Here is an 18,445-nt window from a genome sequence, read left to right as displayed (position 1 = left end):
TTCGCCTTGTGAGCAACGACATCAGCACCGCGAAGACCACCGAGCCCGCCACCGACTCCGCTTCCGCCACCGACTCCGCTCCCGGGAGCGGCAGCGCGGCCGACGCCCGCGTCGTGCCGCCGGTCCGGTGCGCCGTCGACACCCTCGCCCCGCACATCAACCGCGCCATGAACGCCCTGGACGCCGCCTCCCGCAAGGTCGGCCTGGAGGCCCCGTTGCTCGAACTCGTCCGGACCCGCGCCTCGCAACTCAACGGCTGCGCCTACTGCGTCGACACCCACACCAAGGACGCCCGCTCGGGCGGCGAGAGCGAGCAGCGGCTCCACGCGCTCGCGGTCTGGCGGGAGACGCCGTTCTTCACCACCCGCGAACGGGCCGCCCTCGCCCTGACCGAGGCGGCCACCCGCCTGACCGACGGCTCGGTGTCCGACACCGTCGTGGACGAGGCGGCGGAGCACTTCGGCCCCACCGAACTGGCCGAGCTGCTGTGGACGATCACCGTGATCAACGCCTGGAACCGGCTCGGCGCGGTGGCCCGCCCCTGGCCGCTGGCCGTGAGCGGCGCCTGAACGGGCGGGAACGCGCGGGTGCGGACGGGAGGGGCGGAACGGAGCAGGGGACCGCTCCGACGCTCCCGTAGGCCGCCCTCCGCCGGCCGCGCCTGCCGGCCTCCGCCGCTCTCCGCGCCGTCCCGTGGGTCGTGGGTCGCGGGTCAGCCGTCGAGCTGCCCGATCGTCGCCGCCGACGGCCCCCGCTCGGCGCGCAGCCCGGCCGCCGCCGACTCCGCGTCGCGCAGCACCCGTACGGCGTTGTGCCAGGTGAGCTTGGCGATGTCGGCGTCGGACCAGTTGCGGTCGAGCAGTTCGGCGATCAGGTGCGGGTAGCCGGCCACGTCGGAGAGGTCGGTGGGGGTGAAGGCGGTGCCGTCGTAGTCGCCGCCGATGCCGAGGTGGTCGACGCCGGCCACCTCGCGCATGTGGTCGAGGTGGTCGGCGACCGTGGCCGCGGTGGCGGTCGGACGGGGGTGGGCGGCCTCGAAGGCGTGCTGCACGGCCATGCCGGCCGGGGTGGTGTCCAGCGGGTGCAGGCCGTGGGCGCGCATGTTCGCGTCCGCCTCCAGGGTCCACTCGATCGCGGCAGGCAGGATGAACTTCGGCACGAACGTGGCCATCGCCACACCGCCGTTGCCCGGCAGCAGCGCGAGCACGTCGTCGGGGATGTTCCGCGGGTGGTCGCAGACGGCGCGGGACGAGGAGTGCGAGAAGAGCACCGGCGCCTGCGCCACCCGCAGCGCGGCGCGCATGGTGTCGGCGGAGACGTGCGAGAGGTCCACCAGCATGCCCAGCCGGTTCATCTCGCGGACCACCTCTTCGCCGAAGGCGGTCAGCCCGTGCGCGGCGGGCTCGTCGGTCGCGGAGTCCGCCCAGGGGGTGTTGTCGTTGTGGGTGAGCGTCATGTACCGCACGCCCAGCGCGTACAGGGCGCGCAGCGCGGCCAGCGAGCAGTCGATGGAGTGCCCGCCCTCGGCGCCCATCAGGGAGGCGATCCGGCCCGAGGCGCGCGCCGCCTCCATGTCGTCGGCGCTGGTCGCCAGGTACAGGTCGTCGGGGTAGCGCTCGGCCAGCCGGTGCACCACGTCGATCTGTTCGAGGGTCGCGGTGAGCGCCGCGCCGCCCTTGAGCGACACCGACACGTACACCGACCAGAACTGCGCGCCCACCCCGCCGGCCCGCAGCCGCGGCAGGTCGGTGTGGGTGCGGGCGGTCTGGTCGGCGGCCAGGTCGAACCGGTCCAGGTCGTACGCGACCTGCTCGCGCAGCGCCCACGGAAGGTCGTTGTGGCCGTCCACCACGGGGTGGGCGGCCAGCAGGTCACGGGCGCGGTCGAGGAGGCGGTCCACGGCAGTACTCCAGGTGCGTGCGGCGGTGCGCACCCCTGGGGGCGCGCACCGCGACGGGTCGTCGGTCCGCGCGGCTACCGGGCGAAGCCGAAGCCCGCGGTCCCCTTCACCTTCGCACGCAGCCGGTTGCCCTTCTCCGTCGCCTGCTCGGTCAGCGACGTCTGGAACTCGCTCATCCGGGTGCGCAACTGCGCGTCATGGGCGGCCAGGATGCGGACGGCCAGCAGCCCGGCGTTGCGCGCGCCGGCCACCGACACCGTGGCGACCGGGACGCCGGCCGGCATCTGCACGATCGACAGCAGCGAGTCCATGCCGTCCAGGTACTTCAGCGGCACCGGCACGCCGATCACCGGCAGCGGGGTGACGGAGGCGAGCATGCCCGGCAGGTGGGCGGCACCGCCCGCGCCCGCGATCAGCGCCTTGAGGCCGCGGTCGGCGGCCTGCTCGCCGTAGGCGATCATCTCGTGCACCATCCGGTGCGCGGAGACGACGTCGACCTCGTAGGGCACCGAGAACTCGTCCAGCGCCTCCGCGGCGGCCTCCATCACCGGCCAGTCGGAGTCGGAGCCCATCACGATGCCGACGAGGGGGGACGGCGCTTCACTCATCGATGGTTCCTCGCAGGTAGCCGGCCGCGTGGCTCGCGCGCTCGCGCACGTCGGCCAGGTCGTCGCCGTAGGTGTTGACATGGCCGACCTTGCGGCCGGGCTTCACGTCCTTGCCGTACATGTGGATCTTCAGGCCCGGGTCGCGGGCCATGCAGTGCAGGTACGCCGGGTACATGTCGGGGTAGTCGCCGCCCAGGACGTTGGCCATCACCGTCCAGGGCGCGCGGGGGCGCGGGTCGCCGAGCGGCAGGTCGAGCACGGCGCGCAGGTGGTTGGCGAACTGCGAGGTGGCCGCGCCGTCCATGGTCCAGTGGCCGCTGTTGTGCGGGCGCATCGCGAGTTCGTTGACGAGCACCGCCGGGGTGCCGTCGGGCCCGCGCACCTCGAACAGCTCGACCGCCAGGTGCCCGACCACGCCCAGCTCGTGGGCGATGGTCAGCGCCAGCCGCTGGGCGCTCGTGGACAGCTCGTCCGGCAGCCCGGGCGCGGGGGCGATCACGGTGTCGCAGACGCCGTCCACCTGGATCGACTCGACCACCGGGTACGCCACCGCCTGGCCGTGCGGCGAGCGCACCACGTTGGCGGCCAGCTCCCGGACGAAGTCCACCTTCTCCTCGGCCAGGACCGGCACCCCGGCCTTGAACGGCTCGGCGGCATCGGCCCCGGACCGTACGATCCACACGCCCTTGCCGTCGTATCCGCCGCGGGCGGTCTTCAGCACGACCGGGAAGCCGGTGCCCTCCTCGGCGAACCGCACCACGTCGTCGGGGTCGGCCACGACCCGGTTGCGCGGGCAGGGCACGCCGATCTCGGCGAGCCGGCGGCGCATGACCGCCTTGTCCTGGGCGTGCACCAGGGCGTCGGGGCCGGGCCGCACCGCGATGCCGTCGGCCTCCAGGGCGCGCAGGTGCTCGGTGGGCACCTGTTCGTGGTCGAAGGTGATCACGTCGCAGCCCGCGGCGAAGGCACGCAGGGTGTCGAGGTCCCGGTAGTCACCGACGGTCACGTCGGCCACCACCTGGGCGGCGGAGTCCTGGGGGGTGTCGCTGAGCAGCCGGAACCGGATGCCGAGCGGGATACCCGCTTCGTGGGTCATGCGGGCGAGCTGGCCGCCGCCGACCATGCCGACTACGGGGAATGTCACGATGTGTGTCCTGCCGGTGGTACGGGGCTGGGCACTGTCCAGGATATCCGCCGGGCGCCGGACGGAACTCACCGCCTTCGACGGCCGTCTTCCCCTGCGAGGCGACTAGGCTGTGGTCGGTACGCCGCCCCCGGCACTCCGACCCCACCAGGAAGCCGAGCAACCAGACCCCGACAGACAGGCCCCACGGACACCATGAGCGGACTGCGCGCACTGCGTTCGAAGCTGGCCCTGCTCTACCGCGAGATCGCCAAGTTCGGTGTGGTCGGCGCGGCGGGTGTGCTGGTCAACATCGGCGTGTTCAACCTGGTCAGGCACAACAGCGGGTTGCAGACGGTACGAGCCAGCATCGTCGCCACCATGGTGTCGATCGTCTTCAACTACGTCGGCTTCCGGTACTTCACCTACCGCGACCGTGACCGGGCGGGCCGTACCAAGGAGCTCAGCCTCTTCCTGTTCTTCAGCGCCATCGGCCTGGTGATCGAGAACGGCGTGCTCTACACCGCGACCTACGGCTTCGGCTGGGACACCCAGCTGCAGAGCAACGTGTTCAAGTTCGCCGGTATCGGCGTGGCCACGCTCTTCCGGTTCTGGTCGTACCGCACCTGGGTGTTCCGCACGCTGCCGGCCCGCGAGGCGGTGGAGCAGGCGGAGTCCTTTCTCACCGCGGCCGAGCGCGCGGAGGCGGACAGGGCCGGCAAGCGGAAGCGGCAGGCCGCCGACCGGATCGGCTGACCGATGACCTGCTGGGCGATGACCTGCCGGGCTGATGACCGGATCGGCGGGGACCTGCTCGGCTAGCCGACGACCTGCTCGCGCGGGGGCGGCGGGGCGATCTCCTGGGCCAGGAACAGCGCGAAGACCGGCGGCCGCTGCTGGAGCAGTTCCAGCCGTCCGCCGTCCGCCTCGGCGAGGTCGCGGGCCACCGCGAGGCCGAGGCCGGTGGAGTTGCGGCCGCTGACCGTACGTTCGAAGACCCGGGCGCCCAGGTCCGGCGGCACCCCCGAGCCGTCGTCCGAGACCTCGACCACCGCCTGGTTGCCGGTCACCCGGGTGTGCAGGGCGAGGGTGCCCGCGCCGTGCATCAGCGAGTTCTCGATCAGGGTGGCGAGCACCTGCGCCACCGCGCCCGGTGTGCCGACCGCGCGCAGCCCGCGGGTGCCGGACAGCTGCACGGCGCGCCCCTCGTTCTGGTAGGCGGGCCGCCACTCCTCGATCTGCTGCCGGATCACCTCGTCGAGGTCGAAGTCGACCGCGGAACCGCTGCGCGGGTCGCGCGAGTTGGTCAGCAGCCGCTGGACGACGTCGGTGAGGCGCTCGACCTGGCCGAGCGCGATGGCCGCCTCCTCCTTCACCGCCTCGCGGTCGTCGGCGGTGGCCACGATCTCCTCCAGCCGCATCGACAGCGCGGTCAGCGGGGTGCGCAACTGGTGCGAGGCGTCGGCGGCGAGCCGCCGCTCGGCGGTGAGCATCCGGCCGATCCGCTCGGCGCTGGCGTCCAGGACGTCCGCGATCCGGTCGAGTTCCGGCACTCCGTAGCGGCGGTGCCGGGGCCGCGGGTCGCCGGAGCCGAGGCGTTCCGCGGTCTCGGCGAGGTCGGTGAGCGGGCTGGCCAGCCGCCGGGCCTGGCGCACCGCGAGGGCGACCGCGGCCAGCACCGCGAGCAGCGCCACCGCGAGGATCACCAGCAGGGTGCGGCCGATCTGCCGGCTGACCGTGGAGCGCGCCTCCTCGACGGTGACGGACTCGCCGTGGTCGCCGCGCTGGGTCGACTTCAGGACGGCGCCCGAGGGGCGGTCGCCGAGCCGGACCTCGGGGTGGCCGGGCACCCGGACGGTCGCGTAGCGGTTGTCGGCGATCTGCCGGTCCAGGCCCTTGGCGTCGACCGACTCACCGGCCAGGATGCGGTTCTCCACGATCCCGGTGAGCCGGACCGCCTCGGACTGCACTCCGTCCTGGGCGCTGCTCTGGATGGTCCTGGCCTCCACGATGACCAGGGAGATGCCGAAGACGGCGATCACCACGAGCACCACGGCCAGCGTGGAGGAGATCAGGCGGCGGCGCATCGAGCGGGCGGGTCAGTTCTTCTCGAAGCGGAAGCCGACCCCGCGGACGGTGGCGATGTAGCGCGGGTTGGCCGCGTCGTCGCCGAGCTTCTTGCGCAGCCACGAGATGTGCATGTCCAGGGTCTTGGTCGACGACCACCAGGTGGTGTCCCACACCTCGCGCATCAGCTGCTCGCGGGTGACCACCCGGCCGGCGTCCCTGACCAGCACCCGCAGCAGGTCGAACTCCTTGGCGGTGAGCTGGAGTTCGTCGTCGCCCATCCAGGCGCGGTGCGACTCGACGTCGATCCGCACCCCGTGCGTGGAGGGCTGGGCGGGCTCGGTGGTGCCGCGCCGCAGCAAGGCGCGGACCCGGGCGAGCAGTTCGGCGAGGCGGAACGGCTTGGTGACGTAGTCGTCGGCGCCGGCGTCCAGGCCGACCACGGTGTCCACCTCGTCGGCGCGGGCGGTGAGCACCAGCACCGGGAAGGTGTGGCCCTCCGTGCGGATACGGCGGCATACGTCGAGACCGTCCATGCCGGGCAGGCCCAGGTCGAGCACCACCAGGTCGACAGCGCCGAGCAGCGCGGTCTCCAATGCGGTGGGTCCGTCCTCGCGCACCTCGACCTCGTACCCCTCGCGGCGCAGGGCGCGTGCGAGCGGTTCCGAGATGGATGCGTCGTCCTCGGCGAGAAGTACGCGGGTCATGGGCTTGATGGTAGTCCGCGCCGGACCGTACCGGCCCGGTGGTACGCAGACCCCGTTCGACGGCCGGTCACAGCACCTTGCGGCGGATCAGTGCGCTGAGCGTCAAGGTCGCGGGCAGCAGCGGCAGCCAGACGCTGGTGATGCGGAACGCGAGCACCGCCGATGCGGCGGTCTCGGTGGGGGAACCCGCGGCGACCAGGGCGAGCGCGAGGGCGGCGTCGACCGAGCCGATTCCGCCGGGGGTGGGCACCAGGGCGGCCGCGCAGGTGGCGGCGAGGTAGGCGAGCGCCACGTGCACCGGCGCGACCGGCAGGCCGAGCGCCCGCGCGACCGCGGCCATCGAGCAGGCCTGGAGCAGCGGGAAGACCAGCGAGCCGCCCCACAGGGCCAGCGCGCGGCCGGGCCGGGCGTGCAGGGCGCGGGCGTCGGCGAGCGCGGCACCGACGAACCCGGCCACCGCGCGCCGCAGCGGCCGGACCAGGACCAGGGTGAGGACGGCCGCGGCCACGGTGGCGGCCGCCGCCGCGGCCAGCAGCAGGACGCCGGTTCCGTCCGGCAGCAGGCCCCCGGCGTGCAGGGCGTGCGGGTAGGCGGCGAGCAGCACCAGCAACAGGCCCACGCGGCAGGCGGACTCGGCGAGCGAGTACAGCGCCAGGGCGGCCGTGGAGCGGGCCAGCGGCACGCCGTTGACGCGCAGGAAACGGAGGTTGACCGCGCTGGCGCCGAGCCCGGCGGGGGCGAGTTGGCCGGCGGCGGTCGCGGCGAACTGGGTGGCCAGCAGCCGGCCGCGCGGCAGGGGCTCCAGGACGGAGCCCTGGCGGGCGACGGCGTTGGCGACGTAGCCGAGCCCGGTGCCCGCGAGTGCGGCCAGCAGCCAGCCGGGGTCGGCGTCGACCATGTCGTGCAGGCCCGACGCCATCAAGGAGCGGTGCAGGGCCACCCACACGGCCACCAGGACCGCGGGCACGAGTCCGGCGAGGGTGCGCAGCGGCAGGCGCCGCCACAGGGGCGCCTGGGCGGGCCTGCGGGGGCCGGTGGCGGCGTCCGGGGCCGGGGAGGTGTCCGGCGCCGCGCCGGGCTCTGTGCCGGGTGCCGTGCCGGGGCCGGGCTCGGCGTCGGTCGCGGTCCGGGTGCGCGCGCGGGTGCGCGGCCGGAGCCGGGTCCTGGCCGGCGTCCGCAGCATCGCCCTCGCCCCCGCCCCGCCTGTCGCCGCCTGTCGGGCGCGACCGGGCGGCCCCCCCTGGGGCAGCATCGCGGGGCCGGGATACGGCGGGGATACGCGCAGGCCACGGATGGGACACGTCCTGGCGTCGGCCGGACCCGCGCGCCGCCCGCCCGGAGATGGCGGACTCCCCTCCTCCGGGCGGGCCCGCCCGGAGGGCTACGGGGTCAGCAGGCGCACAGGCAGAAGGGGTGCCCCGCCGGGTCCGCGTACACCCGCCAGTTGCGCGCCCCGTCCTGGTCGCCCTCCAGCAAGGCCGCGCCCAGGCCGAGCACATGCCGCTCGGCCGCGTCGAACTCCGCGCGCGGCACGGCGATGTCGAGGTGGAACTGCTGGGGCCGCTCCGGGTCGGGCCAGGCCGGCGGCCGGTGGTCGGGGGCGAGTTGGAAGGACAGCCGCTGGCCGCCCTCGCGGTTGAGGTCGACCCAGGTCTTGTCCTCGGCGTCGACGGTGCCGCCGACCAGTTCCGCGTAGAAGGCGGCGAGCGAGACGGGGTCGGGGCAGTCGAGGACGACAGCGCCGAGGGTGCCGATCATGCGGGCTCCTTGGAGGTGGGCGGGTACCCGGAAGGCGTCGCGTGCGCACCTGCGCGGGCTGTGTTACCTGTGAACGGCATCCGCCGGTAACAGTTACTCCATGATGGGGGAGCAGTGGTAACGACGCAAGGGTGATTCGGCAGTAACGTTGCGAGGGTGGAACAGCCCGGAGACCGTCATGCCGCACCCGAGCCGCTGCGGCTGGTGCAGGACCTGGTCAACACCGTCGACCTGGAGGACGAGGCGGACGAGCTGGACAGCCCCGAGGCGCTGATCGCCTGGGTGCGCGGGCGCGGTGTCGACCCGGGCCCCGAGGGTTTCGACCGGGCCGGGCTCGACGCGGTCCTGGTGCTCCGGGAGGCGCTGCGGGACGCCTGCTCCGCGCACGCGGGCACCGACATCCCCCCGGACTCGCTGGCCGCGCTCGACGGGTTGCTGGCCGCCGCCCCGCTGCGGCTCGCGATCGACCCGCTGGGCGCCGCCACGGTGCTCCCGGCGCCCGCGCCCGGCGGTGTCGCCGCCCTCACCGCGCGGGTGGCCGCGGTGATCGCCGAGGCCACCGCGGACGGCACCTGGCAGCGCATGAAGGCGTGCGCCGCGGACACCTGCCGCTGGGTCTACTACGACCGCAGCCCGGCGGGCCGCAGCCGCTGGTGCTCGATGGCGATCTGCGGCAGCCGGGCGAAGATGCGGGCGTACCGCAGCAGGAAGTGACCGGCGGGCGCCGCGGGTCGGCGGCGCGTGTTCGTGCGTACGGACCCGCGCGCCCTGGAGTTCGGTAAGGCCCGCGCTCCTGGAGGTCGGGTCTTACCGGATCAGGTCGCGCTACGCGTTCGGGCGGCCCATCGCACGGTAGGTCCAGCCGGCCTTCCGCCACAGCTCGGCGTCGAGCGCGTTGCGCCCGTCGAGGATGTGCCGCTGCCCGGTCACCTCGGCCAGCCGCGCCGGGTCCAGCTCGCGGAACTCCCGCCACTCGGTGAGGTGCAGGACGATGTCGGCGCCCCGGACCGCGTCCACGGCGCTGGGGGCGTAGCCGAGGGTCGGGAAGAGCCGCCGGGCGTTCTCCATGCCCTTGGGGTCGTAGACGGTGACCTGGCCGCCCTGGAGGTGGATCTGGCCCGCGACATTGAGGGCGGGAGAGTCGCGCACGTCGTCGGAGTCGGGCTTGAACGCGGCGCCGAGCACCGCGATCCGGCGGCCGAGGAAGCTCCCGCCCAGCGCCTCGCGGGCCCAGTCCACCATGTGGGTGCGGCGCCGCATGTTCACCGAGTCGACCTCGCGCAGGAAGGTCAGCGCCTGGTCGGCGCCCAACTCGCCGGCCCGGGCCATGAACGCGCGGATGTCCTTGGGCAGGCAGCCGCCGCCGAAGCCGATCCCGGCCCGCAGGAACTTGTGGCCGATCCGGTCGTCGTGCCCTATGGCCTGGGCGAGCACCGCGACGTCGCCGCCGGCGGCCTCGCACACCTCGGCCATGGCGTTGATGAAGGAGATCTTGGTGGCGAGGAAGGCGTTCGCGGCGGTCTTCACAAGCTCGGCCGTCGGGTAGTCCGCGACGATGAACGGCGTCTCTTCTGCGAGCGGCCCGGCGTAAACCTCCCGCAGGAGTGACTCCGCGTGCTCGCTCGCCACGCCGACCACGATCCGGTCCGGGTGCAGGGTGTCCTGCACCGCGAAGCCCTCCCGCAGGAACTCGGGGTTCCAGGCCAGCTCGACGTCCTCGCCGGCCGGCGCCAGGTCGCTCAGCATCCCGGCCAGCCGGGCCGCGCTGCCCACCGGCACCGTGGACTTGCCCACCACCAGCGCGGGCCGCCGCAGATGCGGGGCGAGCAGGGAGAGAGCGCTGTCCACGTAACTCATGTCGCAGCCGTACTCGCCCTGCTTCTGCGGGGTGTTGACGCAGACGAAGTGCACGTCGCCGAAGTCGGCCACCTCCTGCCACGAGGTGGTGAAGCGCAGCCGTCCGCTGGAGCCGTCGATCCCGGCCACGTGCTTGGCCAGCAGGTCCTCCAGGCCCGGCTCGTACATGGGCACCCGGCCCTGCGCCAGCATGGCGACCTTGCCCTCGTCGATGTCGAGGCCGAGCACCTCGAATCCCAGCTCGGCCATGGCGGCGGCATGGGTGGCGCCGAGGTAACCGGTGCCGATGACGGTGAGCTTCAGAGGCATGCGCCGAAGCATAGTCGGCACCGGCTGGGCCGAATCCAGCGTGGGGACAGGGCCAGAGGGACACAATGCGTGCATAGGGCCACAGGTCTACCGGGTGGGGGTGCGTCCATGGCGGACGAGGGTGGAGCGGACGGCACGAACGAGGGTGGCGAGGGTCCGGCCGGCCCTCCCGACGAGCCCGTGGGTCCCGCATGCGATGAAGCCGCGCGCGCCGAAGCCGCACCTGCTGAACCCGCACCTGCTGAACCCGCACCTGCTGAAGCCGAACCCGGACCCGCCGCCCTCGCCCCCTTACCCGACCGTCGCTCCCGGCGCCGGCGCCGTACCCGCCGGGTGCTCTACGCCGCCCTGAGCCTGCTGTGCGCGGGCGTCCTGCTGATCGTCGGCACCGGCTACTGGGCGTACCACCACTACACCGGCCGGGTGCAGCGCATCCCCAACGCCTTCCCCACCGATGTGCCGGAGTCCGCGCTGCCGCAGCCGTCCAAGGGCGGCAGCCAGACCTTTCTGCTGGTCGGCCTGGACGCGCGGTCCGACCTGCCCACCACCGGCAAGGGCGCCAAGGCCCCGGAGTGGAAGCCCGGCGCCCAGCGCAGCGACACGATGATGCTGGTGCACATACCCGCGAACCACAAGAACGCGTATGTCGTCTCGCTGCCCCGCGACTCCTGGGTGAGCATCCCCGGTCACGGCAAGGCCAAGCTGAACGCCGCCTTCTCCTGGGGCGGGCCGCCGCTGCTGATCGACACCGTGCAGCGCATGACCAAGGTGAGGATCGACCACCTGATGGTGATCGACTGGAGCGGGTTCAAGAAGCTCACCGACGCGATCGGCGGGGTGGACATCACCGTCGACAAGACCGTCTCGCGCCGCAACGGCCCCGGCGGGGTGTGGACCGCCGGCACCCACCACATGGACGGCGCCGAGGCGCTGGACTACGTCCGCGAACGCTACGGCCTGCCGCGCGGCGACCTCGACCGCACCCACCGCCAGCAGAACTTCCTGCGCGCGGTGCTCGCCAAGATGCTCTCCACCGGCACCTTCACCAACCCGCTCAAGCTCAAGCGCACCCTCGACCAGGTCACCTCGGTGGTCAGCTTCGACGACAAGCTCTCCGACAGCGACCTGCGCGGCCTGGTGTGGAACATGCACGGGGTGCGCTCGAAGGACATGTCGTTCATGAACGCGCCGGTCGCGGGCTTCGACACCATCGACAAGCAGTCGGTGGTGCTGCTCGACCCCAACGCCTCGGCCGAGCTGTGGGAGGCGATGCGCAACGACACCATGGCGCACTACATGGCGACCGCCGACGGCGTCGACACGCTCGGCAAGAACGTGTCCTGATCCGCCCGGCCCGGGTGTCGCCGATGTCACGCGAGGGCAAGGATCACCCGCGCGGGCCCGTTGGCACCCGCCCTCCCGCGACCGTAGGGTGACGGGGTTACTGAACAGTAGCGAACACACTCGGGAGTGAGACTTCATGGCCGCAGCAGCCGACTTCGACCTGTTCCGGACCTCCGAGGAGCACGAGATGCTCCGTGATGCCGTCCGGTCGATGGCCGAGGCCAAGATCGCGCCGTTCGCCGCGGAGGTCGATGAGCAGGGCCGTTTTCCGCAGGAGGCGCGGGATGCGCTGGAGGCGAACGACCTGCACGCGATCCATGTTCCTGAGGCGTATGACGGTTCGGGGGCGGACGCGTTGTCGACGGTGATCGTGATCGAGGAGGTGGCGCGGGTGTGTGCGTCGTCCTCGCTGATCCCGGCGGTCAACAAGCTGGGGTCGATGCCGGTGCAGCTGTCGGGGTCGGAGGAGTTGAAGGCGAAGTACCTGGGGGCGCTGGCCCGCAAGGAGGGCATGTTCTCCTACGCGCTGTCGGAGCCGGAGGCGGGTTCGGACGCGGCGGGGATGAAGACCCGCGCGGTGCGCGACGGCGACGGGTTCGTCCTCAACGGCGTCAAGCGCTGGATCACCAACGCGGGTGTCTCGCGGTTCTACACGGTGATGGCCGTGACCGACCCCGACAAGCGCTCCAAGGGCATCTCGGCGTTCGTGGTCGAGAAGGACGACGAGGGCGTGTCCTTCGGCGCCCCGGAGAAGAAGCTCGGCATCAAGGGCTCCCCGACCCGCGAGGTCTACTTCGACAACGTCCGCATCCCCGCCGACCGGATGATCGGCGCGGAGGGCACCGGCTTCGCCACCGCGATGAAGACCCTGGACCACACCCGCGTCACCATCGCCGCCCAGGCCCTGGGCATCGCCCAGGGCGCCCTGGACTACGCCAAGGGATACGTCCAGGAACGCAAGCAGTTCGGCAAGGCCATCGCCGAGTTCCAGGGCATCCAGTTCATGCTCGCCGACATGGCCATGAAACTGGAAGCCGCCCGCCAGCTCACCTACGCCGCCGCCGCCAAGTCCGAACGCTCCGACCCCGACCTGACCTTCTTCGGCGCCGCCGCCAAGTGCTACGCCTCCGACGCCGCCATGGAGATCACCACCGACGCGGTCCAACTCCTGGGCGGCTACGGCTACACCCGCGACTACCCCGTCGAACGCATGATGCGCGACGCCAAGATCACCCAGATCTACGAGGGCACCAACCAGGTCCAGCGCATCGTGATGGCCCGTCAGCTCCTCAAGGGCTGAACCCGGTGGCTCCCGGCCGCGGCCGGGAGCCACCGACGGTGTCCCCCGGGGCTCCGGGTGCAATTGCGGCGTGACGTCGAAGCCGGCGTCCGGCGCGTGCGGTTCCGCTACGTCTCAACTCTGTAATAAACGCACACGGAGCCGTGACCGGCTGGGCGAACTTTGGGTGGTTGGAAAGGTTTAGCGGGGGATTTGCAATCAATTGACAAGCAACCGCAGACACTTGTAGAGCTGTGTGGGCCATCAGCAGCGACGGGGGGCGTACGCCACTCGCTGGATGGCCATCCGCGCTTCTGCTCCGAATCTGTGAAGGGCAAACGTGTCCATATCCCGCCGCACCTCTCTCACGGTGCGTTCCGTAGGCGTTGCCTCCGCCGCAGCCGCTCTCGCGCTGGGCGTCGCAGGCACCGCGTCAGCTTGTAACATCGGCGATTTCTCGCTCACCGGTTCCGTCACCTGCGACCAGCCGAGCGGCAAGGGCGTCATCACCGTCCACGACACCGACGGCAGCCGCCCGGTCACGATCACGGTCAAGGACGACAGCGGCAAGCAGGTCGCCCAGCAGCCGTACAACGACCGGAGCAGTGACTTCGCCATCTCGGTCCCGTGGGCCGCCGGCACGCACTACCAGGTGCTCGCGTCCGTCGCGAACCACTTCGACAACCAGGCCATCGGCAACGGCGTCACCCTGCCGAACACCGAGTGCGGCGCCAGCAGCACCCCGACCGCCTCCCCGTCGGACTCCCCGACGACCCCGGCGGGCTCCGTGCCGTCGACCTCGCCGACCAGTGAGGCGCCGTCCGCCAGCCCGACCGCCGCGGCCAGCACGTCGGCCGCCGCCGTGGCCGACACCAGCTCCCCGTCGCCCAGCGGCAACCTCGCCGAGACCGGTGGCGGCAGCAACACCGGGATGATCGCGGGCATCGCGGGCGCCCTGGTGGTCGTCGGCGGTGGCGCCGTCTTCGGTCTGCGCCGTCGCGCGGCTTCCGCGCGCCACTGACCCTCGGGCTCGTCACGGGTTCGTCTCAACGACGTTCCCAGCATGTCCCCGACAGGTTCGAGGACGGTACGCTGCGACGCCGCCGCCGGTTCGCCGGTGGCGGCGTCGTCGCATGTCAGCACGTCCAAAAAATGGGGGCACGTCATGGCCATTCGCAAGTCCACCATGCAGGAGCAGGTGGCGCAGGCCATCGCGGAGATCAATCCGGGCGACCGGCCGATCGCCACGATCCACGTCCAGACCGGTCCGAGCCCGTGGTTGATCGCCGCCATCGGTGCCATGGGCACGCTGTTCGTGAAGTACTACTTCGTCACGGTCACCGAGCAGGCCGTGGTCTTCCACAAGGCGAGCCGGATGAGCGCCCGCCCCAAGGAACTCGTGGCGGCGATACCGCGGCAGGAGGCGGCCCGCCTGATCAGCGAGGTCCACCGCAACACGATGTGGAGCTCGCTGAAGTTCCAGCTCCCCGGCCAGGAGAAGCCGACCCGGCTGAACGTCGCGCGCTACTGGCGCAACGAGCTCGACCAGTGGGTGCCGGCGGCGACCGGGATGCCCGTCGCCCAGTGAACGACCGCGGCCCCGGCCCCCGCCAGGCGGGAGCCGGGGCCGCGGTGCGCGTGCCCGGGAGTGCGGTCCGGTCAGCCTGCGCTGACCTTCTGGTCCTGCTGCAGCTCGCTGAAGAGCTGGCCCGCCTTCGTCTTGTCCCACAGCACCGAGTCGCCGTCCCCGGTCTCGTAGTTGGCGTTGGCTATCGGCACCGTCAGCTGGTTGCCCTTGCCGCCGCTGACGCTCTTCATCGCGAAGAACATGTGCGCCAGGTCGAGCAGGCTCATGTTCTTGTCCACCACCAGGGTGTCCAGGCCGGAGCCGATCACCGGGTAGAGCTTGAACGGGTTGAGGATGGTGGACGGCGACGCCGCCTGGTGCGCCAGCGTGGCGAGGAACTGCTGCTGGTGCTTCATCCGGCCCAGGTCCTGGTCCGCCTCCTGGTGCCGCTCGCGGACGTAGGCGAGGGACTCCTTGCCGTTGACCTTCTGGCAGCCCTTCTTGAGGTCCGCGCCCGACGCCTTGTCCTTCAACGGCGAGTCCAGGCACAGCTGCACCCCGCCGAGGGCGTTGACCAGGTTCACGAAGCCGGAGAAGCCGATCTCCGCGTAGTGGTCGATGTGGATGCCCGTGTCGTGCTCGACGGTACGGGTCAGCAGCTCCGGGCCGCCGTCCGCGTACGCCTTGTTGAGCTTGTGCGTGGAGGCCGGGTACTGCTTCTTGGTCTCCTTGCCGTAGAACGACGGGATCGTCACGTAGGAGTCGCGCGGCAGGCTCAGCATGGTGGTGCCGTTGCTGCCGGTGTGCAGGATCATCATCGAGTCGGTGCGCTGGCCGGAGTCGGAGCCGGTGTGCAGCTCCTTCTCCTGGGCCTTGGACAGACCCTCGCGGCTGTCGGAGCCCACGATCAGGTAGTTGGTGCCCTTGCCCTTGGCGGGCGCGCCCTGCTCGTTGTTGATGGCGCTCAGGTCGACCTGGCGGCGCACCTTGGAGTCGGCCCAGAAGTACGTGGAGACCGACACCACGAGCAGCACCACGACCAGGCCGAGCGCGGTGTAGCCGAGCTTCTTGCGGGTGCTCCAGCGCGGTCCGCGCGGTCCGCGCCCGCCCGGCCCGCCGGTGCCCGGCGGCCCGTAGCCGTCACCGGAGCCGCCGCCCGGCTGCGGGCTCGGCTGCGGCCGCCGCGCCTGCTGCGGCGGGACCCCGCCGTGGGCAGCGGCGGCACGGCGCGGCGACAGTTCTGGGGGCAGCGGAGGCTCGGCGAGCCTGCGCCGCTCGGTGTCATCGCTCCTACCGTTCATGTCCGCCAGTGTGCCCGGACCCGGCGGGGGACCCGCAATCACCGGCGGTTCTGTAGCAGATCCGATGCATTCGGCCACCGGCCGCAGCACATCCGCGACAGACGCATACAGGACCGCGACACATTTCACGGCGGACTTACAGTTGGGGACGTGATCGACTCATCCGCCACCCCGGAACCGCTGCCCACCCCGCAGGTCCCGGTCCTCCCGGGCAAGCCCACCTCCGCTTCCCGCATCATGCTCTCGCACATCATGAGCGCCCATGACACGAACCTGCTGGGCACCGTGCACGGCGGCGTCGTGATGAAACTGGTGGACGACGCGGCGGGCGCCGTCGCGGGCCGGCACTCCGAGGGCCCGGCGGTGACCGGCGCCATGGACGAGATGGCCTTCCTCGCACCGGTCAGGGTCGGCGACCTGCTCAAGGTCAAGGCCCAGGTGAACTGGACCGGGAAGACCTCCATGGAGGTCGGGGTACGGGTGGTCGCCGAGCGGTGGAACCAGGCCGGCCCCGGCGAGCAGGTCGCCAGCGCCTACCTGGTCTTCGTGGCCGTCGACGCCGACGGCAAGCCGCGGCCGGTGCCGCCGCTGCTCCCCGAGACCGACCGGGACCGGGGCCGCTGGCAGGAGGCCCAGATCCGCCGCACCCACCGGCTGGCCCGCCGCCGGGCGATCCTGGAGCTACGCCGCGAGCGGGCCGCGGAGGGCCTGGACGGGTAGCGCCGGCCGGACGGACAGCGGCAGCGGGACGGACGGCTCCGGCCGGGCAGACAGCGGTAGCCGGGCAGGCCGCTCGGCGACGGTTCAGCAGCCCACCACGTCGCTGGTCTCCCCGCTGCCCGCGGGCTGCGGCGCGGGCTGCGGCGCCTGCGCGGTCACCGGCCGCACCGTGCGGCCCTTGAAGTCCATGCCGAGGGTGACCCGCATCACCGGTCCCTGCCCCTTCGCCTGGACCAGCTGCGCGCCGGGCAGCGCGGCGGCCAGCGACTTCGCCGAGCGGTCCCACCGGGGGTCGTACCGGATGGTGGTGTGCCGGACGTGCCGGTCGGCGGTGACGGGCAGCCCCGGGGTGGCGAAGCCGGTCGCGTGCAGCGCCTTCTGCGCGGTGCCGGCCAGGCCGTTCACCCCGGTGGCGTTCGCGACCTGCACGCTGATCGAGCCGGGGGCGACATCGACCTTGACCGCCTTGGCGGAGGAGGCGCCCGACGTCGCGCCCGCGGCACCGGAAGACCCGGAGGAGCCGGACGATCGGGAGTGCCTCGACGACCCCGACGCGGCGTGGTGCGCCGTCAGCGGCTGGTCGGCGCGGATCGCCGCCCACAGCTTGCCGGCCTTGTCGGTGTCCCACTTCACCGTGGAACCGACGCCGGGCACGTTGTAGTTCAGGTTGCTCAGCGGCACCGACTCGAACTCCGAGGACTCGGAGGTGAAGCCCTTCATGCTGCGGGCCAGCGAGATCAGGTCGGTCGGCTCCAGTCCCTCGTCGGCGCGGACCGAGCCCAGCACGGTGCTCGCCACCTTCTCCAGCTTCATCGGGTTCGTCAGGGTGCCGCCCGAGGTGATCTTGTGGACGACCTGGGCCACGAACTGCTGCTGGCGCCGCATCCGCCCGAGGTCGGAGTCGGCGTCGATGTGCCGGGAGCGTACGTACTGCAGCGCCTCCCCACCGTTGAGCGTCGTGGTGCCCACCGGCAGGTCCAGGCCGCTGTAGGAGTCCTTCAGCGGGCGGGTGGTGCAGACCGGGACGCCGCCGAGCACGTCCACGGTCTTCATGAAGCTGACGAAGTCGACCTCCAGGTAGTGGTCGATGTGCACGCCGGTCAGCTTCTCGACGGTGCTGACGGTGAGTTGGGGCCCGCCGTCGGCGTACGCCTCGTTGATCTTCGCCGGGTGGGTCGGGACCAGCGGCTTCCCGCCGGCCGAGGTGGCGGTCGCGGTGGCCGTCGCGGTGGCGGCCGCGGGCGCCGGGCCGCCGGGCCTCGCCGTACCGCTGCCGTGCTGCTCCGGCGCCTTGGCGTTCGGCGCGGCGCCCCGCCGCTTCGCCAGTACGGCCGCGGGCCCCACGTCCGGCAGTTGCACGTACGTGTCGCGGGGGATGCTCACCACGCTCGCGCGCTGCCGGTCCTGCGAGAGGTGCACCAGCATGATCGTGTCCGTGCAGTGGCAGGGCGCGCCGCCGAGGTGGTACTGCTTCTTCTCCGCCGGGTTCAGGCCGTCCCGGCCGTCGGTGCCGACGAGCAGGAAGTTGGTGCCCTTGCTGTCTCCCGGGCGGTCCTGCATGCCGCCGAAGGCGTCCACCCGGTTGATCGCGCCGTTCAGCCCGGCCACCACCGCGTGGCCGACCCCGCTGGCGGTGATCACCAGCAGTGCCACCCCGCCCGCGATCCGGGTGCTGAGCCGGACCGGCGGGCGCGGGCGCGGCCGCCGTCCGCCCGCGGGCCGCCGCCGCGCCGCGCCGCGGGCCGGTGCCGGGACCTGCGCCGGAGCCGGAGCCGGAGCCGGAGCCGGAGCCGGTGCCGGGACCGGGGGGCGGACCGCGGAGGGCGACTGGCGGCTTCGGGTGGGCGGCACGGGCGACCTCCGAACAGGGCGGTGCAGCCGTCGCGATGCGGGCAGGACGACGCA

The 18,445-nt window shown here is 72.4% G+C and carries 18 protein-coding genes; 8 read left to right on the top strand and 10 right to left on the bottom strand.

What is annotated here, in order from left to right:
- The first annotated feature begins 8 nt into the window (after window positions 1–8).
- A complete protein-coding gene (locus tag OG370_RS15820; RefSeq protein WP_328464735.1) occupies window positions 9–569 on the top strand; it encodes a carboxymuconolactone decarboxylase family protein in 561 nt (186 codons plus the stop codon).
- 143 nt (window positions 570–712) lie between these two features.
- Here OG370_RS15820 and OG370_RS15815 read toward each other — a convergent pair whose 3' ends face one another.
- From OG370_RS15815 to OG370_RS15805, 3 genes are all read right to left on the bottom strand, one after another.
- Complete coding sequence (locus OG370_RS15815; RefSeq protein WP_328464733.1) at window positions 713–1,900, bottom strand: dipeptidase; 1,188 nt, start codon at window positions 1,898–1,900, stop codon at window positions 713–715.
- Between the two features lie 74 nt (window positions 1,901–1,974).
- Window positions 1,975–2,508, bottom strand: a complete 534-nt coding sequence (gene purE / locus OG370_RS15810; RefSeq protein WP_328464731.1) for a 5-(carboxyamino)imidazole ribonucleotide mutase — start codon at window positions 2,506–2,508, stop codon at window positions 1,975–1,977.
- Complete coding sequence (locus tag OG370_RS15805) at window positions 2,501–3,652, bottom strand: 5-(carboxyamino)imidazole ribonucleotide synthase (protein ID WP_443060679.1); 1,152 nt, start codon at window positions 3,650–3,652, stop codon at window positions 2,501–2,503. Before OG370_RS15805 ends, purE begins: the two co-directional genes overlap by 8 nt.
- 195 nt (window positions 3,653–3,847) lie before the next feature.
- On the opposite strand from OG370_RS15805, the gene OG370_RS15800 reads away from it, so the two are divergent.
- Window positions 3,848–4,387: a GtrA family protein gene (locus OG370_RS15800; protein WP_328464729.1), complete on the top strand. Its 540-nt coding sequence runs from the start codon at window positions 3,848–3,850 to the stop codon at window positions 4,385–4,387.
- Window positions 4,388–4,449: 62 nt separating this feature from the next.
- On the opposite strand, the gene OG370_RS15795 is transcribed toward OG370_RS15800, so the two are convergent.
- The 4 genes from OG370_RS15795 to OG370_RS15780 form a co-directional block, all read right to left on the bottom strand.
- On the bottom strand, window positions 4,450–5,718 hold the full coding sequence (locus OG370_RS15795; protein ID WP_328464727.1) for an ATP-binding protein: 1,269 nt from the start codon (window positions 5,716–5,718) through the stop codon (window positions 4,450–4,452).
- Window positions 5,719–5,730: 12 nt separating this feature from the next.
- Window positions 5,731–6,405 (bottom strand): response regulator transcription factor, encoded by a 675-nt coding sequence (locus OG370_RS15790; protein ID WP_093784848.1) that lies wholly within the window; start codon window positions 6,403–6,405, stop codon window positions 5,731–5,733.
- A 67-nt stretch (window positions 6,406–6,472) separates the two neighbouring features.
- Window positions 6,473–7,588 (bottom strand): lysylphosphatidylglycerol synthase transmembrane domain-containing protein, encoded by a 1,116-nt coding sequence (locus OG370_RS15785; RefSeq protein WP_328464723.1) that lies wholly within the window; start codon window positions 7,586–7,588, stop codon window positions 6,473–6,475.
- 206 nt (window positions 7,589–7,794) lie between these two features.
- Entirely contained in the window at window positions 7,795–8,163 is a 369-nt protein-coding gene (locus tag OG370_RS15780) for a VOC family protein (protein WP_328464721.1), read from the bottom strand.
- A gap of 156 nt (window positions 8,164–8,319) precedes the next feature.
- Here OG370_RS15780 and OG370_RS15775 point away from each other — a divergent pair, with 156 nt between their 5' ends.
- Window positions 8,320–8,877, top strand: coding sequence for a CGNR zinc finger domain-containing protein (locus tag OG370_RS15775; protein ID WP_328464719.1), 558 nt, complete (start codon window positions 8,320–8,322; stop codon window positions 8,875–8,877).
- A 111-nt stretch (window positions 8,878–8,988) separates the two neighbouring features.
- On the opposite strand, the gene OG370_RS15770 is transcribed toward OG370_RS15775, so the two are convergent.
- Complete coding sequence (locus tag OG370_RS15770) at window positions 8,989–10,329, bottom strand: UDP-glucose dehydrogenase family protein (RefSeq protein ID WP_328464717.1); 1,341 nt, start codon at window positions 10,327–10,329, stop codon at window positions 8,989–8,991.
- Window positions 10,330–10,662: 333 nt separating this feature from the next.
- On the opposite strand from OG370_RS15770, the gene OG370_RS15765 reads away from it, so the two are divergent.
- The 4 genes from OG370_RS15765 to OG370_RS15750 all read left to right on the top strand — a co-directional run bounded on the left by OG370_RS15765 (window position 10,663) and on the right by OG370_RS15750 (window position 14,540).
- Window positions 10,663–11,673: an LCP family protein gene (locus OG370_RS15765; protein ID WP_328464715.1), complete on the top strand. Its 1,011-nt coding sequence runs from the start codon at window positions 10,663–10,665 to the stop codon at window positions 11,671–11,673.
- Between the two features lie 136 nt (window positions 11,674–11,809).
- Window positions 11,810–12,973 (top strand): acyl-CoA dehydrogenase family protein, encoded by a 1,164-nt coding sequence (locus OG370_RS15760; RefSeq protein WP_328464713.1) that lies wholly within the window; start codon window positions 11,810–11,812, stop codon window positions 12,971–12,973.
- A 349-nt stretch (window positions 12,974–13,322) separates the two neighbouring features.
- A complete protein-coding gene (locus OG370_RS15755; RefSeq protein WP_328464711.1) occupies window positions 13,323–13,973 on the top strand; it encodes an LAETG motif-containing sortase-dependent surface protein in 651 nt (216 codons plus the stop codon).
- 144 nt (window positions 13,974–14,117) lie between these two features.
- A complete protein-coding gene (locus tag OG370_RS15750) occupies window positions 14,118–14,540 on the top strand; it encodes a hypothetical protein (protein ID WP_328464709.1) in 423 nt (140 codons plus the stop codon).
- Between the two features lie 71 nt (window positions 14,541–14,611).
- Here the strand turns inward: OG370_RS15750 and OG370_RS15745 are convergent, their stop codons facing one another.
- Complete coding sequence (locus OG370_RS15745; RefSeq protein WP_328464707.1) at window positions 14,612–15,820, bottom strand: LCP family protein; 1,209 nt, start codon at window positions 15,818–15,820, stop codon at window positions 14,612–14,614.
- A 237-nt stretch (window positions 15,821–16,057) separates the two neighbouring features.
- On the opposite strand from OG370_RS15745, the gene OG370_RS15740 reads away from it, so the two are divergent.
- The gene (locus tag OG370_RS15740) at window positions 16,058–16,540 is read left to right on the top strand and encodes an acyl-CoA thioesterase (protein WP_328474139.1); all 483 of its coding nucleotides are present in this window, start codon (window positions 16,058–16,060) and stop codon (window positions 16,538–16,540) included.
- An 84-nt stretch (window positions 16,541–16,624) separates the two neighbouring features.
- Here the strand turns inward: OG370_RS15740 and OG370_RS15735 are convergent, their stop codons facing one another.
- Window positions 16,625–18,100, bottom strand: a complete 1,476-nt coding sequence (locus OG370_RS15735) for an LCP family protein (RefSeq protein ID WP_443060869.1) — start codon at window positions 18,098–18,100, stop codon at window positions 16,625–16,627.
- Between the last annotated feature and the right edge of the window lie 345 nt (window positions 18,101–18,445).

It is taken from the genome of Streptomyces sp. NBC_00448 (assembly GCF_036014115.1).
Taxonomy (GTDB): Bacteria; Actinomycetota; Actinomycetes; order Streptomycetales; family Streptomycetaceae; genus Actinacidiphila.
The sequence above is the reverse complement of the archived record's forward strand: the minus strand, read 5'-3'. Positions and strand labels throughout refer to the sequence as shown.

What these genes read in the sequence shown, in the direction of transcription:
- purE (WP_328464731.1), bottom strand. Translation starts at nt 2,508, where the DNA reads ATGAGTGAAGCGCCGTCCCCCCTCGTCGGCATCGTGATGGGCTCCGAC.
- OG370_RS15800 (WP_328464729.1), top strand. Translation starts at nt 3,848, where the DNA reads ATGAGCGGACTGCGCGCACTGCGTTCGAAGCTGGCCCTGCTCTACCGC.
- OG370_RS15795 (WP_328464727.1), bottom strand. Translation starts at nt 5,718, where the DNA reads ATGCGCCGCCGCCTGATCTCCTCCACGCTGGCCGTGGTGCTCGTGGTG.
- OG370_RS15790 (WP_093784848.1), bottom strand. Translation starts at nt 6,405, where the DNA reads ATGACCCGCGTACTTCTCGCCGAGGACGACGCATCCATCTCGGAACCG.
- OG370_RS15785 (WP_328464723.1), bottom strand. Translation starts at nt 7,588, where the DNA reads ATGCTGCGGACGCCGGCCAGGACCCGGCTCCGGCCGCGCACCCGCGCG.
- OG370_RS15780 (WP_328464721.1), bottom strand. Translation starts at nt 8,163, where the DNA reads ATGATCGGCACCCTCGGCGCTGTCGTCCTCGACTGCCCCGACCCCGTC.
- OG370_RS15770 (WP_328464717.1), bottom strand. Translation starts at nt 10,329, where the DNA reads ATGCCTCTGAAGCTCACCGTCATCGGCACCGGTTACCTCGGCGCCACC.
- OG370_RS15760 (WP_328464713.1), top strand. Translation starts at nt 11,810, where the DNA reads ATGGCCGCAGCAGCCGACTTCGACCTGTTCCGGACCTCCGAGGAGCAC.
- OG370_RS15750 (WP_328464709.1), top strand. Translation starts at nt 14,118, where the DNA reads ATGGCCATTCGCAAGTCCACCATGCAGGAGCAGGTGGCGCAGGCCATC.
- OG370_RS15745 (WP_328464707.1), bottom strand. Translation starts at nt 15,820, where the DNA reads ATGAACGGTAGGAGCGATGACACCGAGCGGCGCAGGCTCGCCGAGCCT.
- OG370_RS15740 (WP_328474139.1), top strand. Translation starts at nt 16,058, where the DNA reads ATGCTCTCGCACATCATGAGCGCCCATGACACGAACCTGCTGGGCACC.
- OG370_RS15735 (WP_443060869.1), bottom strand. Translation starts at nt 18,100, where the DNA reads ATGCAGGACCGCCCGGGAGACAGCAAGGGCACCAACTTCCTGCTCGTC.